The 19701-nt window shown below is 41.9% G+C and carries 15 protein-coding genes and 1 riboswitch; of the genes, 9 read left to right on the top strand and 6 right to left on the bottom strand.

Going from position 1 to position 19701, the window contains the following annotated elements:
* Nucleotides 1-29: 29 nt before the first annotated feature.
* On the bottom strand, nucleotides 30-908 hold the full coding sequence (locus BUC20_RS27095; RefSeq protein ID WP_234994607.1) for an N-acetylmuramoyl-L-alanine amidase family protein: 879 nt from the start codon (nucleotides 906-908) through the stop codon (nucleotides 30-32).
* Nucleotides 909-964: 56 nt separating this feature from the next.
* Here BUC20_RS27095 and BUC20_RS27090 point away from each other — a divergent pair, with 56 nt between their 5' ends.
* From BUC20_RS27090 to BUC20_RS27080, 3 genes are read left to right on the top strand one after another with little or no spacing between them, the layout of a single operon-like run.
* On the top strand, nucleotides 965-3676 hold the full coding sequence (locus BUC20_RS27090; protein WP_073235788.1) for a putative LPS assembly protein LptD: 2712 nt from the start codon (nucleotides 965-967) through the stop codon (nucleotides 3674-3676).
* A gap of 10 nt (nucleotides 3677-3686) precedes the next feature.
* The gene (locus BUC20_RS27085) at nucleotides 3687-4934 is read left to right on the top strand and encodes a competence/damage-inducible protein A (protein WP_073235786.1); all 1248 of its coding nucleotides are present in this window, start codon (nucleotides 3687-3689) and stop codon (nucleotides 4932-4934) included.
* Between the two features lie 50 nt (nucleotides 4935-4984).
* On the top strand, nucleotides 4985-6310 hold the full coding sequence (locus tag BUC20_RS27080) for a dihydrolipoamide acetyltransferase family protein (RefSeq protein ID WP_073235783.1): 1326 nt from the start codon (nucleotides 4985-4987) through the stop codon (nucleotides 6308-6310).
* Nucleotides 6311-6382: 72 nt separating this feature from the next.
* Here BUC20_RS27080 and BUC20_RS27075 read toward each other — a convergent pair whose 3' ends face one another.
* From BUC20_RS27075 to BUC20_RS27060, 4 genes are all read right to left on the bottom strand, one after another.
* On the bottom strand, nucleotides 6383-7627 hold the full coding sequence (locus tag BUC20_RS27075) for a homoserine dehydrogenase (protein ID WP_073235780.1): 1245 nt from the start codon (nucleotides 7625-7627) through the stop codon (nucleotides 6383-6385).
* Nucleotides 7628-7634: 7 nt separating this feature from the next.
* Nucleotides 7635-8693: a homoserine O-acetyltransferase family protein gene (locus BUC20_RS27070; RefSeq protein WP_073235777.1), complete on the bottom strand. Its 1059-nt coding sequence runs from the start codon at nucleotides 8691-8693 to the stop codon at nucleotides 7635-7637.
* A 3-nt stretch (nucleotides 8694-8696) separates the two neighbouring features.
* Nucleotides 8697-10004: an O-acetylhomoserine aminocarboxypropyltransferase/cysteine synthase family protein gene (locus tag BUC20_RS27065; protein ID WP_073235774.1), complete on the bottom strand. Its 1308-nt coding sequence runs from the start codon at nucleotides 10002-10004 to the stop codon at nucleotides 8697-8699.
* Nucleotides 10005-10238: 234 nt separating this feature from the next.
* Nucleotides 10239-10352, bottom strand: a riboswitch (SAM riboswitch).
* Nucleotides 10353-10523: 171 nt separating this feature from the next.
* Nucleotides 10524-11639 (bottom strand): trans-sulfuration enzyme family protein, encoded by a 1116-nt coding sequence (locus BUC20_RS27060; RefSeq protein WP_073235771.1) that lies wholly within the window; start codon nucleotides 11637-11639, stop codon nucleotides 10524-10526.
* A 114-nt stretch (nucleotides 11640-11753) separates the two neighbouring features.
* On the opposite strand from BUC20_RS27060, the gene BUC20_RS27055 reads away from it, so the two are divergent.
* From BUC20_RS27055 to BUC20_RS27035, 5 genes are all read left to right on the top strand, one after another.
* Nucleotides 11754-12248, top strand: coding sequence for a lipocalin family protein (locus BUC20_RS27055; protein ID WP_073235768.1), 495 nt, complete (start codon nucleotides 11754-11756; stop codon nucleotides 12246-12248).
* A 70-nt stretch (nucleotides 12249-12318) separates the two neighbouring features.
* Entirely contained in the window at nucleotides 12319-13056 is a 738-nt protein-coding gene (locus BUC20_RS27050; RefSeq protein WP_073235765.1) for a HEAT repeat domain-containing protein, read from the top strand.
* A gap of 87 nt (nucleotides 13057-13143) precedes the next feature.
* Complete coding sequence (locus tag BUC20_RS27045; RefSeq protein WP_073235762.1) at nucleotides 13144-13911, top strand: sulfite exporter TauE/SafE family protein; 768 nt, start codon at nucleotides 13144-13146, stop codon at nucleotides 13909-13911.
* A 10-nt stretch (nucleotides 13912-13921) separates the two neighbouring features.
* Nucleotides 13922-14914 (top strand): cytochrome-c peroxidase, encoded by a 993-nt coding sequence (locus BUC20_RS27040; protein WP_073235759.1) that lies wholly within the window; start codon nucleotides 13922-13924, stop codon nucleotides 14912-14914.
* Between the two features lie 20 nt (nucleotides 14915-14934).
* Nucleotides 14935-15405: a hypothetical protein gene (locus BUC20_RS27035; RefSeq protein WP_073235756.1), complete on the top strand. Its 471-nt coding sequence runs from the start codon at nucleotides 14935-14937 to the stop codon at nucleotides 15403-15405.
* A gap of 172 nt (nucleotides 15406-15577) precedes the next feature.
* Here the strand turns inward: BUC20_RS27035 and BUC20_RS27030 are convergent, their stop codons facing one another.
* On the bottom strand, nucleotides 15578-16210 hold the full coding sequence (locus BUC20_RS27030; RefSeq protein WP_073235753.1) for a response regulator transcription factor: 633 nt from the start codon (nucleotides 16208-16210) through the stop codon (nucleotides 15578-15580).
* Nucleotides 16211-17077: 867 nt separating this feature from the next.
* Here BUC20_RS27030 and BUC20_RS27025 point away from each other — a divergent pair.
* Nucleotides 17078-19701, top strand: a 2624-nt coding sequence (locus BUC20_RS27025) for a DUF11 domain-containing protein (protein ID WP_073235750.1), incomplete at its 3' end; no start/stop codon positions are given.

Here is a 19701-nt window from a genome sequence, read left to right as displayed (position 1 = left end):
TAACTCTTTATTTTATCAGTATCTAACTATTATCCTTCTATCTTGTGCTGGTAACTCTGTATCGCTTTAAGCAGACAGTTGGTAATTTCTATCTGTCCGGCTTCAGAGTTCATGTAGTCTTCTTCTTCAGGGTTACTGATAAAGCCGATCTCTGTTAAGATAGCCGGCATTCCTGCCCTGGCCAAAACAGCAAGGCTTTTTTCCTGTACCCCACGGTTAACCCTTCCTACATTAACATATTCGTCCTGCACAAGTTTTGCTAATTTTAAACTTTGTGTTCTGAACGTATTTTTCATCAAAGATAGTATAATATAGTTTTCCGCATTATTCGGGTCAAATCCTTCATAATTCTCTTTATAGTTATCCTCCAGGAAAATGGCTGCATTCTCCCTTTTGATCACCTCATCCTGTTCATTGATCCTTCCCATACCAGAAACGAAGGTTTCTACACCACGGGTAGAGGTACTTTTTCTATAGGAACTTTCAGTAATCGGAATTCTCTTTCCATTCCGTCCTTTTCTGTATCCGGTAATGGAAGTGGAACGGATCACTGGCATATCGTTACAGTGAATGGAGATAAAAAGATCGGCTTTGGCATTGTTCGCAATGGCAATCCGCTCATAAAGTGGCACAAAAACGTCAGTCGACCTCGTGTAGATCACTTTTACATCCTTCATACTTGCTTCAATAGCAGCGCCAAGGCGTAAAGCCGTTTTCAGCGCAACATCTTTTTCTGTGGAATAAGCGCCTCTTGTAGAGCCGTCTCTTCCACCATGACCAGCGTCCAGAACGATGGTTTTTATTTTATATTCCTGCGTAAATGCTTGATAACTAGTGGTCGTAGCTAATATCAAAGAAATAAATACGATCAAAATTGCATTTGGTCTGAGCAATGGCATATTTTTCATTAATTTTGAACGTTTTGGATTAAACATTAATGCAAAAATAACATTCACACACGAATTTGAAACTTTTAAGCGACATCATTTTTTTAAAACGGCTTGTTTTATTAACTATTGTTAGTATTCCGGCATTTGCATCTTCTGGTTTTTCCTCCACGCAACAAGTCATCCCTCAGGTAGATACGACCAAAAGAGCTGGCGTAAAGACGGGCATAAAGAGTAACCCTTCGGATACCGCCGGTACCAGTGATAAAATCGAGTATTCTGCAAAGGATTCTACCAAAGTGGATAAAAAAGGGGGGATCGTTTATTTATATGGTCGCGCAAGAGTGGTATACCAGGGATTGGAACTGGATGCCGATTACATCATGTTCAATAGTAAAACCAATCAGATCTTTGCGAGTGGGAAATACGATACAAAAGGAAAATATGTAGGCCGGCCGATTTTTAAAATGCCAGGACAGGGGAGTTCCCTTGCTGATTCGCTGCGTTACAATACTAAAACAGGTGCCGGAAAGATCTATCAGGTGTTTACCGAGCAGGAAGGTGGCTTTTTCTCCGGTGGAATCGCCAAAAAGCAGCCTGATGATGAAATCCATAGTAAAGGGCAGACCTATAGTACCTGTAACCTGCCTCATCCTCACTTTGGGATTCACATTACCAAAGGTATCGTCACCAAAAATCAGATCATTACAGGTCCCGTTTATTTAAAAATAGAAGACATTCCTTTACCTATTGGTTTACCCTTCGCCTTTTTTCCGAAACCCAATAAGAAATCCTCCGGGATCATCTTACCCAGTCCGGGTGAAGATTATACCAGGGGCTTCTTCTTAAGAGATGGAGGTTATTATTTCGGGTTGAGTGATTACTGGGATGCAAAACTAATCGGATCAATCTATACAGGCGGATCTTATGACCTGAACCTGTTCTCTACCTATACCAAAAGATATAAATACAGTGGAAACGTACAGCTCAGCTATTCCAGTATTGTCACCGGATCTGAAGGTACAAAGTCTTTCGGCAGGCAAAAGCCCTTTGCCATTAACTGGACGCACAGTCAAAATGCAAATGCAAACCCGGGAAGTACCTTTAGCGCTTCCGTGAATATCAGGACCAGTAGTTATAATAGCTTAACTGCTGCCGGTAATACCTATGACCCTGGCCAGCTTTCACAAAACATATTAGGTTCCTCTGTGAGTTACTCCAAGCAGTTGTTCGGAGGTTTATTCAGCCTTTCCACGAGTGCCAGGATAAATCAGGATATTGCCCAGAAAACGATTGACCTTACTTTACCTGATGTCAGTCTGAACATGACAAGGAGTATTTTTCCTTTTGCTTCTCAGACCAGTACAGGAGATCAAAAATGGTATGAAAAGATTTCGGTAGGATATAGCATGACCAGTAGTAACTCTGTAAGGAGTTCTGACAGCTTGTTGTTTAAGAAAGAAACCCTCAGGAAGTTCAGCAACGGGATGAGACATAACATTCCTATTCAAATGAATTTTAACGTGGCAGACCATTTCAACTTTAGCACCAATGTTAACTACACGGAAACCTGGCATTTTCAAACGATCAGGAAAACTTATTTTAAAGCTACAGGGGGAGGAAGCGACCTGACCAGGATTGATACCGTTCCCGGATTTAACCGTTATGGAACTTATAATGTAGGTGGTTCGGTTTCTACAAAAATTTACTCGCTTGCCCAGTTTACCAAAATGGGAAACCTGAAAGCCATCAGGCATGTCATGACCCCAAGTATCGGGTTTAGCTATGCTCCGGATTTTTCAACGCTGAGTAAAGGAAATTATCTGATGTCCCGCTATGCTGATGGTACACCTGTTCCTAATCCGCAATACAACCCCAATAATCCAATCAATGGGGTGCAGGAATTCCAGACCTATGCCCGTCAGGAAGGAATGTTATATGGTGGCCCGCCTTCAGGCAGATCGGCTAACATCAGTTTTGGTATTCAGAATAACGTGGAAGCAAAGGTGGCAGTGCCTAATGATACCACTGGAAAAGGGGAAAAGAAGGTTCCGATCATTAATAACTTATCGATCACCTCCAGTTATAATTTTCTGGCACCAAGATATAACCTAAGTAATTTTAACATTAGTGGAAGCACGCCTTTTACGCCTAAATTTCAGGTGAATTATAGTGCAATACTTGATCCTTATTATATCCAGCAGGGAGTAGATCCATTAACCAAGGCGACTACTTTCACCCGTACAAATACCTATACCTGGCAAAGAGGGAAATTACCAGGCCTAAGGTCTTTCAGTTTATCATTTGACTATAGCCTGAACCCGGAAGCCCTGAAAAAGAAAAACCTGAACCAGCAGGAGTTGAAGGATCAGAACATTCAAAAAGGAATGACACCTGAGCAGGCAGAAGCAATGGCATTGGTAAGCAGGGATCCAAACGCTTTTGTGGACTTTAAAATTCCATGGAACTTTGCCTTCAGGTACAGTTTTAACTACAATACAAATGAGATGGGGAAGCAAAGCAGGATCACCAACAGCCTTTCCTTTAATGGTGATGCGAACATTACCCCTAAATGGAAAGTCACCTTTGACTCCGGTTGGAATTTTGATACCAACAGCTTTGCCATTACCAGGTTCGGGATCTACCGCGACCTGCATTGCTGGGACATGAGTTTCAGCTGGGTGCCCTTCGGAACGCAACAGAGTTATTCTGTAGACATCAAGGTCAAAGCCTCTGTGTTACAGGATTTGAAACTGAGCAAGAGAAAGAACTACTATACGAGATACTAAAACTATTGATATGCTGGCGGAAATTATAACCATAGGTGATGAAATCCTTATCGGTCAGATTGTAGATACCAATTCTGCATGGATGGCAAAACAACTGAACCTGATCGGAATGAAGGTGAAACAGATCACCTCAGTCTCTGATGACGCAGACCATATCATCGAAGCCCTGCAAGAGGCAGAAAAACGGGCCGATGTCATTTTGATTACCGGAGGACTGGGGCCAACCAAGGACGACATTACCAAGGTTACCCTTGCTAAATATTTCAATATGGGTTTCAGAAGAGATGAAGAAACCCTGCAGCATGTTACTGAGATCTTTGAGCGCTTTAACCGCCCGATGATTGACCTGAACAGAAAACAGGCAGACGTCCCTGACAGATGTACAGTCATTAAAAATAAAAACGGAACGGCCCCATGTATGTGGTTCGAAGAACATGGAAAGATCTTTGTTTCCATGCCTGGTGTTCCTTTTGAAATGATGTACTTAATGGATGATGAGATCATTCCCAGAATCAAAGCTGCATTTAAGCTTCCAGTGATCTACCATAAAACCATCCTTACTTCAAATATTGGTGAATCCTTTCTGGCGGTACAAATTGAGGAAATCGAAGATGCTTTGCCTGCACACATCAAACTGGCTTATTTGCCTAGATTGGGGCAGGTTCGGTTGAGATTGAGTACTTCGGGAACGGACGAAGCTTTACTGCAAAAGGAAGTAGAGGTTTATGCCCAGCAGATCATTGCCAAAGTAAAACCTTACGTGGTTGCTGAAGAAGACATTACTCTGGAAAAGGCGATTCTGAACTTTATGGAAGAGCGGAAACTTACCTTATCTACTGCCGAAAGCTGTACCGGTGGCTACATCGCTCACCTGATTACACAGCATCCGGGATGTTCTTCTGTTTATGAAGGTGGAGCAGTCACTTATTCTTACGAGCTTAAAATGTCCGTTCTTGGGGTTCAGCAGGAAACTTTAGCTAAATATGGCGCGGTAAGTGAAGAAACCGTCAGGGAGATGGCGCTTGGTGCAATAAAACATTTTAAAACAGATTATTCTGTAGCGGTGAGCGGCATTGCCGGACCTGATGGTGGTTTGCCGGGTAAACCGGTCGGAACTGTCTGGATAGCAGTGGCTCATGCCAAAGGAGTGGTGTCAAAAGTATTCAGTTTTGGCAACAAAAGAGCACAGAATATTGAACGTTCTGCCAGTGCTGCCTTGTCAATGATTTTGAATGAACTCCAGCAACATGAGGATTAAGTGTCCGAAATACTTTACTTTTGTACCTGATACCAATCATAAAATAAAAAATGGCTCAATACGAATTATTGTTACCTAAAATGGGGGAGAGCGTTGCAGAAGCAACCATTATCAAATGGGCGAAACAACCAGGAGATATGATAGAACTGGACGATACAATTTTGGAAATCGCTACAGATAAGGTAGATTCTGAAGTTCCGTCACCAATCGCCGGTAAGTTAATCAAACAGTTATTCAAGGAAGATGAAGTGGTTCAGGTAGGTGCAGTAATTGCCATTATCGAAACCGATGCCAATGCTGCTGCAGCACCTGCTGAAACAGTTGCCACTCAGCCTGAAACTGAGGTTCAGGCCGAAGAGATTCCCGGTACAGAACAATTGCCTTCAAACGATTCAAATGCAGAGCCGGTAAAACAGAGTTCAGACCGCTTTTACTCTCCATTGGTGAAAAATATCGCTGCTCAGGAAAATATCGAACTGAGCGAGCTGGACCGCATTACAGGTACGGGAGCAGAAGGACGTTTAACAAAAGACGACCTCTTAAATTATATTCAACAGAAAACAGGCGGTGTTGCCCCTAAAGCAACCGAACCGACGATAACAGCGGCCCCTGTGGTTAGTCAGCCGGCACCTTCCAAACCGGTACAGCCGGTAGTGAGCATCAATGGTGGCGACGAAATCATTGAGATGGACAGGATGCGCAAGCTGATCGCCGATCACATGGTGATGAGCAAACACAATTCCCCACACGTGACTTCCTTTGTGGAAGCCGATGTAACCAATATGGTGATGTGGCGTGAAAAAGTGAAACGCAACTTTGAGAAACGTGAAAATGAGAAAATCACTTTTACACCGATCTTTATCGAAGCCGTAACTAAAGCAATTAAAGATTTCCCAATGATCAATGTTTCGGTAAACGGAACGCAGATCATCAAGAAAAGAGATATCAATATCGGTATGGCAGCTGCTTTGCCAAGCGGAAACCTGATTGTTCCGGTCATCAAAAATGCAGATCAGCTGAACCTGGTAGGTTTAACAAAATCGGTGAATGACCTGGCCATCCGTGCCCGTAATTCAAAACTTAAACCGGACGAAACCCAGGGTGGTACTTTTACACTGACCAATGTAGGATCTTTTGGAAACGTGATGGGCACACCTATTATTAATCAGCCTCAGGTAGCGATCCTTGCAGTAGGGGCGATCAAAAAGAAACCTGCGGTACTGGAGACTGAATTTGGAGATGTCATTGCCATCCGCCATATGATGTTCCTTTCGCTATCTTATGACCATAGGGTGGTAGATGGTGCCCTGGGTGGATCATTTGTCCGCAGGGTAGCAGATTACCTGGAAAGCTGGGACATCAACAGAGAGATTTAATCTTTTTCGAAAAAATATAGCATACGCAAAAGGCCCCGGATTCCGGGGCCTTTTTACGATCAAAACAATTTATTATGAGTTAAAAAGTACTTCTTCTTCAGTCACCGTCTGGATCTGCTGCTCGGTATAGGTATACCTTCCGGTATGTGCAATAAACACATCTTTCTGCTCCAGTAAACTGCGGTTGGCCAATAACGTTTTTAAGCTCACACTTCCGATCACATACTTGTAATCCTGACGGCTAAAGCGTTCCACGATATTTTCTACCTGTAATTTTTCTATCGTATACTCATGAACATAACGCAGGTAAACTTCAATGTTTACATTGTCGGTATGGATCAATCCGTTTTGCTGGTGGTATTTTTTGTATTCATAACGGTAATCATACCTTAAGGCTGCAATGTCTGAAAGTACGGCTGCTCCTGTAGGGTGGCCACCGGCACCTTTTCCGAAGAAAAACTGTTTGTCTGCAAAAGCGGCCTGAACAGTTACCCCGTTATATTCGTTCTCTACATTGTACAGGAAATCGTCTGATTTCACAAACTTTGGCAATACATAGGTAACCACCTGTTTGGTGCTGATCTTACGTGCCGTAGGAACAAGTTTGATTTTAAAGTTTTTCTCTCTTGCATACCTGATGTCGTTCTCGCTCAGGTTCTGGATGCCTACATTCAGGATCTTGTCCGGATTAATGAACAAACCATAGGCGTGTGCGGTCGCAATGGCCAGTTTAAATTTAGGATCATAACCTCCCACGTCCAGAATCGGGTCGGTCTCTGCAAAACCAAGGTCCTGTGCCTGTTTCAGGGCAACGCCATATTCCAGGTTTTCATTGAAGATCTTAGAAAGGATATAATTGGAAGAACCGTTAAAGATTCCACTGATGCCATGCAGCAACTCATTGTCGTAATATTCTTCCAGGTTCCTGATGATCGGGATACTGCCGCATACTGCACCTTCGTAAAGTAAGGATGCACCATGTTTTTCCTGTAATTCTACCAGTTCTGCCAGGTGGGTAGCAATCATTTTTTTATTTGCTGAAACCACGTTCTTACCGCTGATCAGGGCACGTTTGGTAATGTTGAAGGCCGCATCTGCATCATCGATCAGCTCGACAATGGTATTGATCTCTTCATTATTTAAAATCTCGTCGTGATTGGTGGTGAAAAGGTGGGCATCTAAGCTGCGTTTCTTATCCGGGTTTTTGATGGCGATTTTAATGATCTCCAGGTTGAGGTCCTGACCACGAATGATGTCGTGTAATCCCTGACCTACAACTCCAAATCCAAATAAACCAATTTTAAGTTTCTTGCTCATCTAAGTACTATGCTGTTTTATGTAATTTAATTATTTTCTTGTTGGTGCTTTCTTTCAGGAAGTTGCCGATCACATTGGTCAGAATATCTGTTTCAATAAGGAAGCCATCATGCCCATAGGCAGATTTGATGGAATGAAAGGCGGCATCCGGAATGTGTTTGGCTAAAAACTGCTGTTCAGTGATGGGAAACAATACATCGTTCTCCACACCAATCACCAGGGTGTTTGATTTTACGGTAGCCAGGGCTTCTGTGACACTTTTCCGGCCTCTGCCCACATTGTGGCTGTCCATCGCTTTGCTCAGGTACCAGTAACTGTAGGCATTGAAACGCTTACATAATTTTTCGCCCTGGTAATTCTGATACGAGGAGGCCCTGAAAGAGCCGGTTTTGTCGTTTACGCTTTCCAGCTGGGTATCGGTATAGGCATCATAACTGCGGTAAGACAATAAAGCTATGCTTCTTGCAGTTTTCAACCCTTTCAGTCCACCATCAGGTTTCTGAGCGTAAAAACTTCTGTCGGTACTGATGGCCAGACGCTGACTTTCATTAAAGGCAATGCCCCATGGAGAATGAACGGCATTGGTAGCTACCAGGATCAGGTTTTCTATCGCTGAACCATCGGTAACAGCCCATTCCAAAGCTTGTTGCCCACCCAGTGAACCACCGATCAAAACTTTAATGTCTTTAATGCCCAGGTGTTCGGCAAGCAAACGATGCGCAGCAACCAGATCGCGGATGGTAAATTCAGGGAAAGAAAGGTAATAAGGTAATCCGGTAACCGGGTTTTCACTTAATGGGTTGGTACTTCCATAATGAGAACCCAATACATTGGCACATATAATGAAATGTTCTTCCGGATTAAAGAGGTCGTTATTGCCAAAAAGGCCTTTCCACCAATCTAAAACATCCGAATTAGCCGTCAAAGCATGACAAGCCCAGATCACGTTGTCTTTCTTGGCATTCAGTTTTCCATACGTCTGATAAGCCAGCTCTATTTTGCGCAATTTCTTGCCATTCTCGAGCTTGAAAGTCTTGGTATGTGTATATGTGGATATAGTGCTCATTGTTTATTTTACGTTGATGGCTGCAAATGCCTGTTCAAAATCAGCTTTTATGTCGTCGATATGTTCTATTCCTACAGAGACACGCAATAAGTTTGGCGTTACTCCGGCAGCGATCTGCTCAGTTTCGCTCAGTTGCTGATGTGTGGTTGCTGCAGGCTGGATGATCAGTGTCTTGGCATCTCCGACATTGGCGAGATGACTTACCAGTTTCAATTGATCCACCAAAGCAGTAGCCTGGCTTTTCTCTCCATGCAGTTCGAATGACAACACCGCTCCGAATCCGTTTTGCAGGTATTTCTTTGCATTGGCATGATAAGGGCTGCTTTCCAGACCCGGATAGTTGACGCTTTTTACGGCTTCATGGTTTTCCAGCCAGGTGGCTAAAGCCAGGGCATTGTCTACATGGCGTTGCACACGAAGGGAAAGGGTTTCCAATCCCTGAATCAGCAGGAAGGAGTTGAAAGGGGAGATGGCCGGGCCAAAGTCCCTTAAGCCTTCTACACGGGCGCGAATGATGAACTGTATGTTTCCAAATGGTCCGCCAGTGCCAAAGACATCGTTAAATACCAATCCGTTATAGCCTTCTGAGGGTTCTGTGAATTGCTTGAATTTCCCATTGCCCCAGTTGTAATTTCCTCCGTCAACGATGACCCCGCCGATGCTCGTTCCATGTCCGCCGATCCATTTGGTAGCCGATTGAACCACCACATGTGCACCATGCTCCAGGGGGCGGAAGAGGTATCCGGCAGCACCGAAAGTATTGTCTACAATTAGAGGAAGGTTGTGTTTTCCGGCGATAGAAGAGATCTTCTCAAAATCAGCAATGCTGAAAGAAGGGTTTCCTATGCTTTCCAGATACAAGGCCTTGGTATTTTCATCAATTTTAGCTTCAAAGTCCGAAGCGTCATCGCCATTGGCAAATTTCACCTCTATGCCCAAACGTTTGAAGGCAACCTTGAACTGGTTGTAGGAACCACCATATAAATGAGAAGAAGAGACGAAATTATCTCCGGCTTCCAGAATGTTATTTAAAGCAATGAACTGAGCTGCCTGTCCGGAGCTTACTGCAAGGGCAGCAACCCCGCCTTCAAGTGCGGCAACACGTTTTTCAAAAACGTCGGTTGTAGGATTCATGATCCTGGTATAGATATTTCCGAATTCCTTTAGCGCAAAGAGGTTGGCTCCATGCTCTGAATTTTTGAATCCGTAAGAAGTAGTCTGGTACAATGGAACGGCTCTTGAACCTGTTGTTGGGTCGATTTCCTGACCTGCGTGTATCTGAAGGGTTTCGAATTTATGGTTGGTTGACATATGTTATTCTTTTAAGCGTTTGGTAAATAAGGGGTTAAGGGGCCTGCTTATGCGGTAAACTTGCATAAGGGCATATAGCTGTTTAGCGTACCTCAATGGAGGCCTTCCGGATGGATCAAGAATGCAAAAGGAAGATTTTGTTGATTATCGTATGCAACAGCACATACAAATCGCATGCTGCGGGCAACAATAATTAAAAGAATCTGATGTAATTTTAACTGTTCTCATTGTCTTAATTTATCTCTCCAGATGGCACCATGCCAGCCGGTCAGGAATTGGCACCTTCTCCATTTTGGGAGGGTTGCCAGTGGGTCAAAGAGCCTGTCTCTCGCCACTTCTTTATAAATCAAAACCCAGTTTAAGAGGTGATGACTTGAATAGCTTTCGCTAAGAATAGTTCAAATGTAAAGCTAAGTGACAAAATAACCAAAATTATATTCTGGTTATTTTGTAATTATCTGATAATAAGCTTTATAAATTGATGTTTTGGGAATTTGTTTTTTGTTGTTTGTCGGATTTTTAGGCCAAAGCCTGATCGAAATCTGCGATAAGATCATCTATATGTTCCAGTCCAACAGAGATCCGAATTAAATTCTGTGGGGTTTTCGTGTCCGGGCCTTCCACCGACGCACGGTGTTCAATCAGGCTTTCCACACCTCCAAGACTGGTGGCCTGGGCAAAGAGCTTTACGGTATTCACCACTTTACGGGCTTCATCGGCTCCGCCAGCTACCAAAATAGACAACATACCTCCGAAACCACTCATTTGCTGGCTGGCAATCTCATGCTGTGGGTGTGCAGGGAGTCCGGGATAAAATACTGCTTCTATTTTTGGATGTTTTTCCAAATGCAGGGCCAGGGCCATTCCATTTTCGCAATGCCCACGCATGCGGTAAGGAAGTGTTTTGATACTTCGAAGGAGTAAAAAGCAATCGAAAGGAGAAGGGACTGCTCCACCAACCTGCTGAATATTTCTGATCTTTTCCCAAAGCGGTGTCTTTTCTGCAGTAATCAGGACACCTCCTAAAACATCACTATGCCCACCAATATATTTAGTTGAAGAGTGCATCACTATGTCGGCACCCAATGCAATCGGGTTTTGCAGACATGGGGAAGCAAAGGTGCTGTCGCAGGCCAGAACGAGCTGGTGCTTTTTGGCAATCGCTGAAATGGCTTTAAGGTCTGTGATTTTCAATAACGGGTTAGAAGGGGTTTCTACCCAGATCAGGACGGTATTTTCCCTGATGTAATCCGGAATGCGGTCCACATCGGTCAGGTCAATAAAGTCGATGGTCAGGGTATCGGCAAAAATAGATTGTAATTGTTTCTTGAATCCCCAGTACATATCATCAGGAGCAATGATATGGCTTCCTGGTTTCAAGGCCTGAAAAAGAGACATGCCTGCCGTATTGCCGGAAGAAAAGGCACAGGCATCAGCTCCATGCTCCAGATCTGTCAATACTTGCTCCAGTGCAGAACGGTTCGGGTTACTTACCCGGCTATACATGTGTCCGCCAGAATAGCCACCATCTTCATCTCTGAAAAAAGTTGTGGACAAATTAATAGGCGGGGTGACATCTTTTGTGCTGCTTTCATACAAATTTCCGGAATGTATTGCTAAAGTTTCTGGTTTCATTTTCAGGAGGATAAATAGTGAATTAAGGGTCTTGGTACAACAAAGCTAAAGGTAAAAATTATTCTGTTGAAGTTTTGGCAAGATTTATGTATTAGAGAAGAAAAACAAATTGATATGAAAAGAATATTCCTGATAGCAGCCATTTTATGCAGTTCATTAATGGTTTTGCAAAGTTGTTCACCAAAAGGTGGTGGCGCTGCTCAAACTGTTGTTAAGCGTGGTGATGTGACTGGTAACTGGGTGCTGAACGACATTACTTATGAAGGCATTCCTCAGGCATCTGTAAAATCATTGTTTGGCGAAGCTTCACCTGCCTGCTTTGTAGGAGGTACCTGGAGATTAACAAATAGTGGTAACGGAAGTTACAGTTTGCCAGGTGGAGCATCATGTGCAGCAAAAACACAGACCATTTACTGGTCGGCAAGTGTTCCGGATCAAACTTTCCAGTTCAAGAAATTATATGAAGGTGATAAAGCGAAAAACGTAACTGAAGGTTACAGATTGGTGCTTTCTTCTTCAACAAAAACATCATTGGTGATCAAATCTCCAGTAGAATATGGTAATTCAACTGCTTATATTGTGTTAAACTTTACAGCAGCAGCAAAATAGTTTTTAGTAAATTTTGGTTTAGGTTAAAGGGGACTCAGTGGTGTGAGTCCTCTTTTTTTATATCATAAATATGGAAAAAGATCAGGGTATCAATGAAACGGACTATATCATGGAGCAAGAGCTTCAGGCTTTTGAAAAGGAAAAAGAACACCTGGAAAATCTGTTTAGTCCTGATCCGGAACTCAGGCAGAAGACGGCTGCGTACTTTAGTAAATTTGCCCGGAACTCAGGCAATAAATTTCGTGGATTTTTCTTTTCCCATCCAAAAACCTTTGAAATCTTAATTCCTGCATTGAAAGATCCAGACCCTAAAGTAGTGATCTCTATGATTCAGACTTTGGGCTGTGCCTACAATCGCTATCACGAAGATTCTGGAGTTCAGAAAGCGCTGTATGAATTATTTGATCATGCTGATAAAGATGTTTTGTATGCCACATTAATCTGGACCCGGTTTTTCGAAAACGAAGAGAGATTTAAATACATTTTCTCCCTGCTGGAAAAGAAGCAGTCAAAAAAAATGCTGATGGTGTTGTCTGATCAATTTGGAAAGACAGACTCGACAGCGATCAAGATCAAGGCGCAGCCTTTACTGATGGATTGCTACCACCGTAAAATAGATGCCATAACGAGGAAAGCAATTGTGAGGGCATTGGGCCGTACCCTTGATGAAAGTACGATTCCTGAATTTATCAACCTGATTGACCTGAAAGCCGAAACTGAGTTTAGTGAACTGATGAAGGAACAGATCTTAATGTATGAACCACAGGAACGGATTGATTACCTGATCAAGGAACTCTGGGGACATTAATTTTACATCCTGCCCACAAAAAATAACTGCTGTTCCCAGCATCAGCCACTTTAAAAAACGCTATTTTTGCGGCAATTCAGAAATGCTATGGTTACAGACCTGATTATACTTTGTATAGTCTCCTTTTTTGCCGGATTTATTGATGCCATTGTTGGTGGGGGAGGTTTGCTTCAAACTCCGGCCATCATGATCGTTTTGCCGCAGTATTCTGTGGCTACGCTGTTTGGAACGACCAAAATCCCTTCTCTTTCAGGAACTGCATTTGCCGCCTGGAAATATTCACAGAATGTAACGCTAAACTGGAAATTACTCATCTATGTAGCCATGCTGGCTTTTGTTGGGGCGATTCTGGGTGCCCATAGCATTACCCTGATCGACAATACGGTGGTAAAGCCAGTGGTCCTTTTTATTCTGATTGCTGTAGCGGTATATACCTATTTCAACAAGAGCTTTGGCGTGCATCAGGATAAAGACCATAGTATATTACAGCAAATGCTCATTGGCCTTTTCTTTGGTTTTGTCATAGGTTTTTATGATGGACTGATCGGGCCGGGAACGGGAACCTTTTTTATCCTTGCTTTTATTGCTTTACTAGGCTATGATTTTCTTCATGCCAGTGCGAGTGCAAAGCTGATCAATATGGCCACCAATATTGCTGCAATATGCTATTTCGGAAGTACCGGACACATCCTTTATGAGTTTGCCATTCCCATGGCTTTTTGTAATGTGGCTGGGTCGTTTCTGGGGACTAAACTGGCCTTATTGAAAGGCAATAAATTTATCAGGATCTTTTTCCTGGTCGTTGTTTTCGGGACGATCCTGAGGTTTGCCTATGATATCTTTATCAAGGCATAATTGATTTTAAATGAAGAAAAATAAACTTTTTGTTGTTGCAATTATTGCGTTCTCTACTTTACTTTTAGGTCTTGCTTTTGGCCTTTCTACCATAAAAACGGTGGTTGCCGTGAGAAGACCAGTTAACTTTCCCGTTCCTTTTCAGCAGGACCCTGCCTTAACGGTAGAAGGGATCACACTGGGACAAAAGCTATTTGATGATCCGTCTTTATCCAAAAATGGAAAAGTAGCCTGTGCTTCCTGTCACAATCAGACTGACGCTTATTCCAGTGCGGGAATTAAGATCAATGAAGGGGTAGATGAACAGATATTGGGAACAAGAAATACACCTGCGCTAATGAACCTGCAATGGAAACATTCCTATTTCAGAGATGGCCGGGAACCGAAATTGCAAAATACTGCAATCAATGCATTAACCAGTCCGGCAGAAATGGGAGAGACCATGGATAATGTGGTCAGAAAATTAAATGCATCTCCAATATACAGACAACATTTTAAAACAGTTTTTGGTGTAGAAAAGATCAGCGCCAAAGACCTGACCGGAGCCATTGAGCAATACCTGCTTTCCCTGGTTTCTGCCAATTCCCGTTACGATCAGCTGGTAGCAAAACAGAAAGATACCTTTAGTCCGGACGAAAAGGAAGGCCTGAAGCTGTTTCAGCAAAATTGTGCTTCCTGCCATTCTACAGACCTGTTCAGTGATGAATCGTTGAGGAATATAGGAACAGCTGCGGACCATGATCCGGTAAAGAAATTTAAAGTACCCGGTTTAAGGAATATAGAAGTTACCGGACCTTATCTTCATGATGGCAGATTCAATACACTGGAAGAAGTGCTTCAGTTTTATGCAACCGGAATCAAGAAAGATGCACAGCTGGATCCATTGATGCAGCAACATGGAAAAACAGGAATTCCTTTGACGGCCGCAGAGCAGAAAAAGATCATCCTGTTTTTGAAAACCCTGACCGATCATGCTTTTATCAATAAAATAACACTTCAATAGTTTAAATCAATACCTGCGACATGAGTCTTTTACAAGATGTATTTTACCAGAATTACGTGCTGGGAGGTGTGTTGATCATACTGCTTTTTCTTTTTATGCTGATTATTCTCCTCGATATTACAAGAATAAGCAGCCATCTGTTTTATGGGAAAAAGGAGCATAAAGTTTCACCAGGTATGATGATAAAAATACCCTTAGGCAGTAAAAGCCTCATCGGCAAATTACTCGGCTTCTATATCATGTCTTTTGCTGCGGTTACCTGCTATTTCGTCTATTACTTTCAAGTCCACAGAGAATTGCCTGTAAATAGCAGCAGATCAGTAATTTATATTGGGTTATTTATCATTTTCTTTGTAACTACTTTAATCTTAGCCGCCTTTATCTCTAAAAGGATCCAGGCTACTATAGCTACCAGAAAACAACTGATGTGTTATTTTGTGATTGAAGTATTGGTTTTTATTGGAGTGTTCTGTTTTATAATTTACTGGTAGCCATTGGCGCAACAGACCAGTTTTCTAAGGAATTAAAGGCCTGGACAGTCATACACCAAAAAAGAGGATGATCATAGCCCTGGACTTTACCTGAAGAACATCCCTACATTCGTCCGGTTTTGTGTCATAGATATATATCCTCGATCTTTATCGTATATTTTTTAGACTGAGTTTAGATCAGTTCGTTTTTGCGGGCATACAACAATAACTCTGTAATAGAAGTTACGTTTACCTTTGACATCATCTTCCGGCGATGTGCAACGATAGTGTGTTTGCTAAGATGTGCCTTCTCTGCGGTATGAGCAATGGATAATCCTTGCGCAAAATACTGTAAGATTTCCAATTCCCTGGGCGTAAGTGCCATTTTACTCATGTGGTGTGTATGCTCAACAATTTCGCTGATCACAGGGCAGATATACTGATTGCCATTGGCGATTGTTGTCAGGCATTGAAGTATAGTATCAAAACCAGACGATTTGGAGATAAATCCCTGGGGTTTATAATCCAGAATATTTGTTATTGCTGCAGGGCTTATGGTTGAGCTCATTACAATGATGATCAGTTGTCGGTTCAAGCGTTTTACCTCGTTGATGAGTGTAAGACTATTTCCATTTTCCAGGTAATAATCCAGAAACAGGTAGATTTGTACCTTTGGATGCTTTATAAGAAAATGTGTCAGCTCTTTTTTATCGGTAAGCGCGTGAACAGCGCTAAAAAGTTCCAGCAGTTCTACGAGTGCCGAAAAAGAATCGGCAAATAAAAGGTGGTCATCAAAGACAATGGCAATCGTATTGGTTTTCTTCATACACTTGCCGAATGTAGCAAAAGTATGTGATTTTATTTACTATTAGTATGTCTGAATTACTAATGAATGCATCATATATAGCTAATTAATGCTATGTGTAAGTTAAACAATACTCTTTTTTTGTTCCTGCCGACTGTTGATGAATTTAGGTCGGACTTAAGGAAGCCATGAGGCTATCTGACTCAAGTATGTATTCTGGTTCTTCTATCAACACCGTTGTCAATCGTGAAAATTTTGATTAAGAAGACCTCTTCGTTTTATTTTGAATAGCACTAACTTACCTGGTTGCATCCTCAAATCATATAGCAAATTATTGCTATATGATTAAATTTTATAGCACAATATTGCTGTATTGACCTTGTATCTGTTTTTGATTGTTAAAATGTGTAGTTTTTTTACTTAAAATTGAATCAATGAATTCACAAAGTTAAAAAGTATAAACGCATAAATTGACTTATGAAACATACCAATTGAACTAGATTATAAAAAAGCCTATTTAACCTCATTATCACATTTGGGCTACTGTTTGCTCTCTATAATCCTGTAAGGTCATAGTTTATGATTTGATAAATTGAACACAATAGGAGAAGGACATTTGAAATCACATCTCGAATGTCTTAATGTGCCACAGACCTTTTATTCCGATTTCGCGCTTGTCATTAATTCCTATCCGAATCTATGACATCTTATTTAAGACATATTTAGGAGCATAAAAATTAACTGCCTGATTACCGGTTTTTGAAAAACCGTAGCCTGTGGACACTGATGGCATCTACAAACTATTATATGAAAACGTCATAGACATTGATAGAATCAAACCAAAGGTCTGCTAGGACCATAACATAATTTAAGGAGAAAAATTAACGCATGAAACATTTTACTAAATTTTATTATTTCGCATCATTATTGATCTGCTTTTTGTTCTTTGGGCAGTATAGTTATGCCGATGGATCAAAAGATTTGTACCCTGGAGGGAATGGCGGAAGAGCTAAACTGAGATCAAGTACGTCTGCTTCTGCTTCTTATCCATTTGCCAGTTTAAATACACATCATGTTTATGCAAAAGCAGGAGAGACCATTACTATGGCAAGTAGCGTAATGGGACTTGGCAATGCAAGGATCAAACTAACAAAACCTGATGGGACAACTACCAGTTATTCGGGACCAACGGGCTTGATCAGTAAACGGGTTAATGAAGTTGCGGGTCCGAGATTACCCGGGGTAGTGGGAGGAGACTATTACGATCCCATTTTATATGCTGTTCCCGTTGGAGGAGATGGGATTTACAGTGTCGATTTTGTTCCACCAGTAGGAGAAGCCGGTACAAATACCAACGGAAGGGAAACCAGTGGTGTTTTAGCAAGCGTTGATTGGAAAGTTCCTACGAGCAGTGATGTCGTTATTGCAGCATGGGATGTATCTATATACGGTTCTAGCAATGCGTTGATAAGCGGTCGTGTTTATTCTAACGTTCTTAATCTTGATATCTATAATGATTTTAGTGCAACAAGAACCTATTATGGAAAAATGTATGTGCTAACTAAAGATGGATATATTTATAAGGTAGATAACAATGGAAACAATGGTATCAGTTTTGAGTTTTTTGTAAATAGTAACGGCTTCGTTAATGGGGCGGGAGAACCACTATATAAAAGTTTAAATACATCAACAGGTATTTCATCGCAGATTAAGGACCCCCGGACAGCAGATAATACAACGAGTGTAACCCATAAAATGTTTTATACGCTTCCAGCCAATGATTTACCCCAAAGTGCATCTGGAGCGGTGGCTGGGGGTACCGGTACAACCTGGCTTAAAAATCCGCGACTGGTTCCTAAGGTTTCTGATTTAAAATTATTTGGTGTAGAGGGAACCGAAGGGCAGGTAAGTAATAAGGGGGGCAATATAAAATTTAGTGCGAATGTTTCAGGTCGTTATATCATTGAGATCAGTGCTATTGCACCTGCCAGTTTCCCAACCAGAACCATTACCGGTTTTGCAAGTGCTGGATCCAATTCAGTCAATTGGGATGGAAAGGATGGCTCAGGTAATCCTCTTCCATCTGGAAATTCACCAGCTAAGTTAACAGTCAGGCTTCAGGGGGCTGAAGTTCATTTCCCATATTTTGATATGGAAATAAATCCGAATGGGATCAAATTAGAATTATTGAATGAAGGACTTAATGCTGTAGAATCAGATGTCGTATTTTGGGATGATACCGACATCACTCTTACTTTCGGGGCTAATAATTCACCTTCAAATCCAATCAATGCCAGCCAATCCGCTGTTCCTGCTGGAACTTCAAGTAATACCAATGGGCATAAATGGGGTAATAATTCAAGTCCGGCTTCCGGAACATTTGGTGACAACAGATCTATGGATACCTGGACATTTGTTTTGGGAGCAGAAGAAACGTTAAGTACTGTGATCTCCACTAAGATTGCAGATTTAAAGGTAAATAGTATCACTCCAAATGTGTCGACTGTAGGTGCTAATGGAAACATCACTTATACAGTAGAGGTTCAAAATAGTGATGGTTCCGCTGCTTATAGTGATGTAGCCAATGCTCCTTTTTCTTTTAATGTTCCTGCAGGAATGGAAATTGTATCTGCTGTTTATGTATCTGCTTGCGGTACAGAAACCAATGGAACTATTTCTGCTGATAAATTACACTATAACGCTGAATTAACACTGACAAACGGATGTAAAGGTACCTATACAATTGTGACCAAAGCGGTTGGGCTGCCTTCCGGAAAAATAATTGTTGAAGCCACTATTATGAGGCCAAATGACGTTAACGATCCAGATGCAACCAATCCGGATCCAAATGTGCTTCCTACCGACCCTCATTTGGAATGCAAAAATGGAACGGCTACTGAAAGCTGCAATAATATTAAATACAACAACGTTGTTACGCTCATTAATAAAATTACCGCTGTTAAATCTATTGTAGGTAATCCGGCCACAGTAAAACCGGGTGACGTTTTGACGTATAATATTATCTTGACAAATACGGATGCGCTTCCAAAAACAGGTGTTACTGTTAGTGACGCAGTTCCCTCAACGTTGACAGCTATTTCTGCGATTGATAACGGTGGGGTTGCCACGGGCAACACGATCAACTGGACCAACTTAACCGTTCCGGCGAACGGTACTTTAACATTAAGTTTCAAAGCAACGGTAGTTGCAAACTTGCCAGTAGGTACCATTTCGATCAAAAACACTGCATCGGTGATTGATCCAATCGATCCGACTACACCGATTACCCCAGTCGTTGAGAAACCAACAGAAGGGAAGATCACAGCGGTTAAATCTATTGTCGGTGACCCCGCCACGGTAAAATCTGGTGATGTTTTGACCTACAACATCGTATTGACAAATAGTTTTGGTACGGCCAAGACTGGTGTTACCGCCAGTGATGATGTACCAAATACATTAACAGGCATTACTGCGATCAGCAATGCTGGAACACTGGTTGGCAATAAAATCGA

The organism is Pedobacter caeni (genome assembly GCF_900129215.1).
In the GTDB taxonomy this organism is placed as follows: domain Bacteria; phylum Bacteroidota; class Bacteroidia; order Sphingobacteriales; family Sphingobacteriaceae; genus Pedobacter; species Pedobacter caeni.
This window is presented reverse-complemented; position numbering and strand designations above follow the sequence as displayed.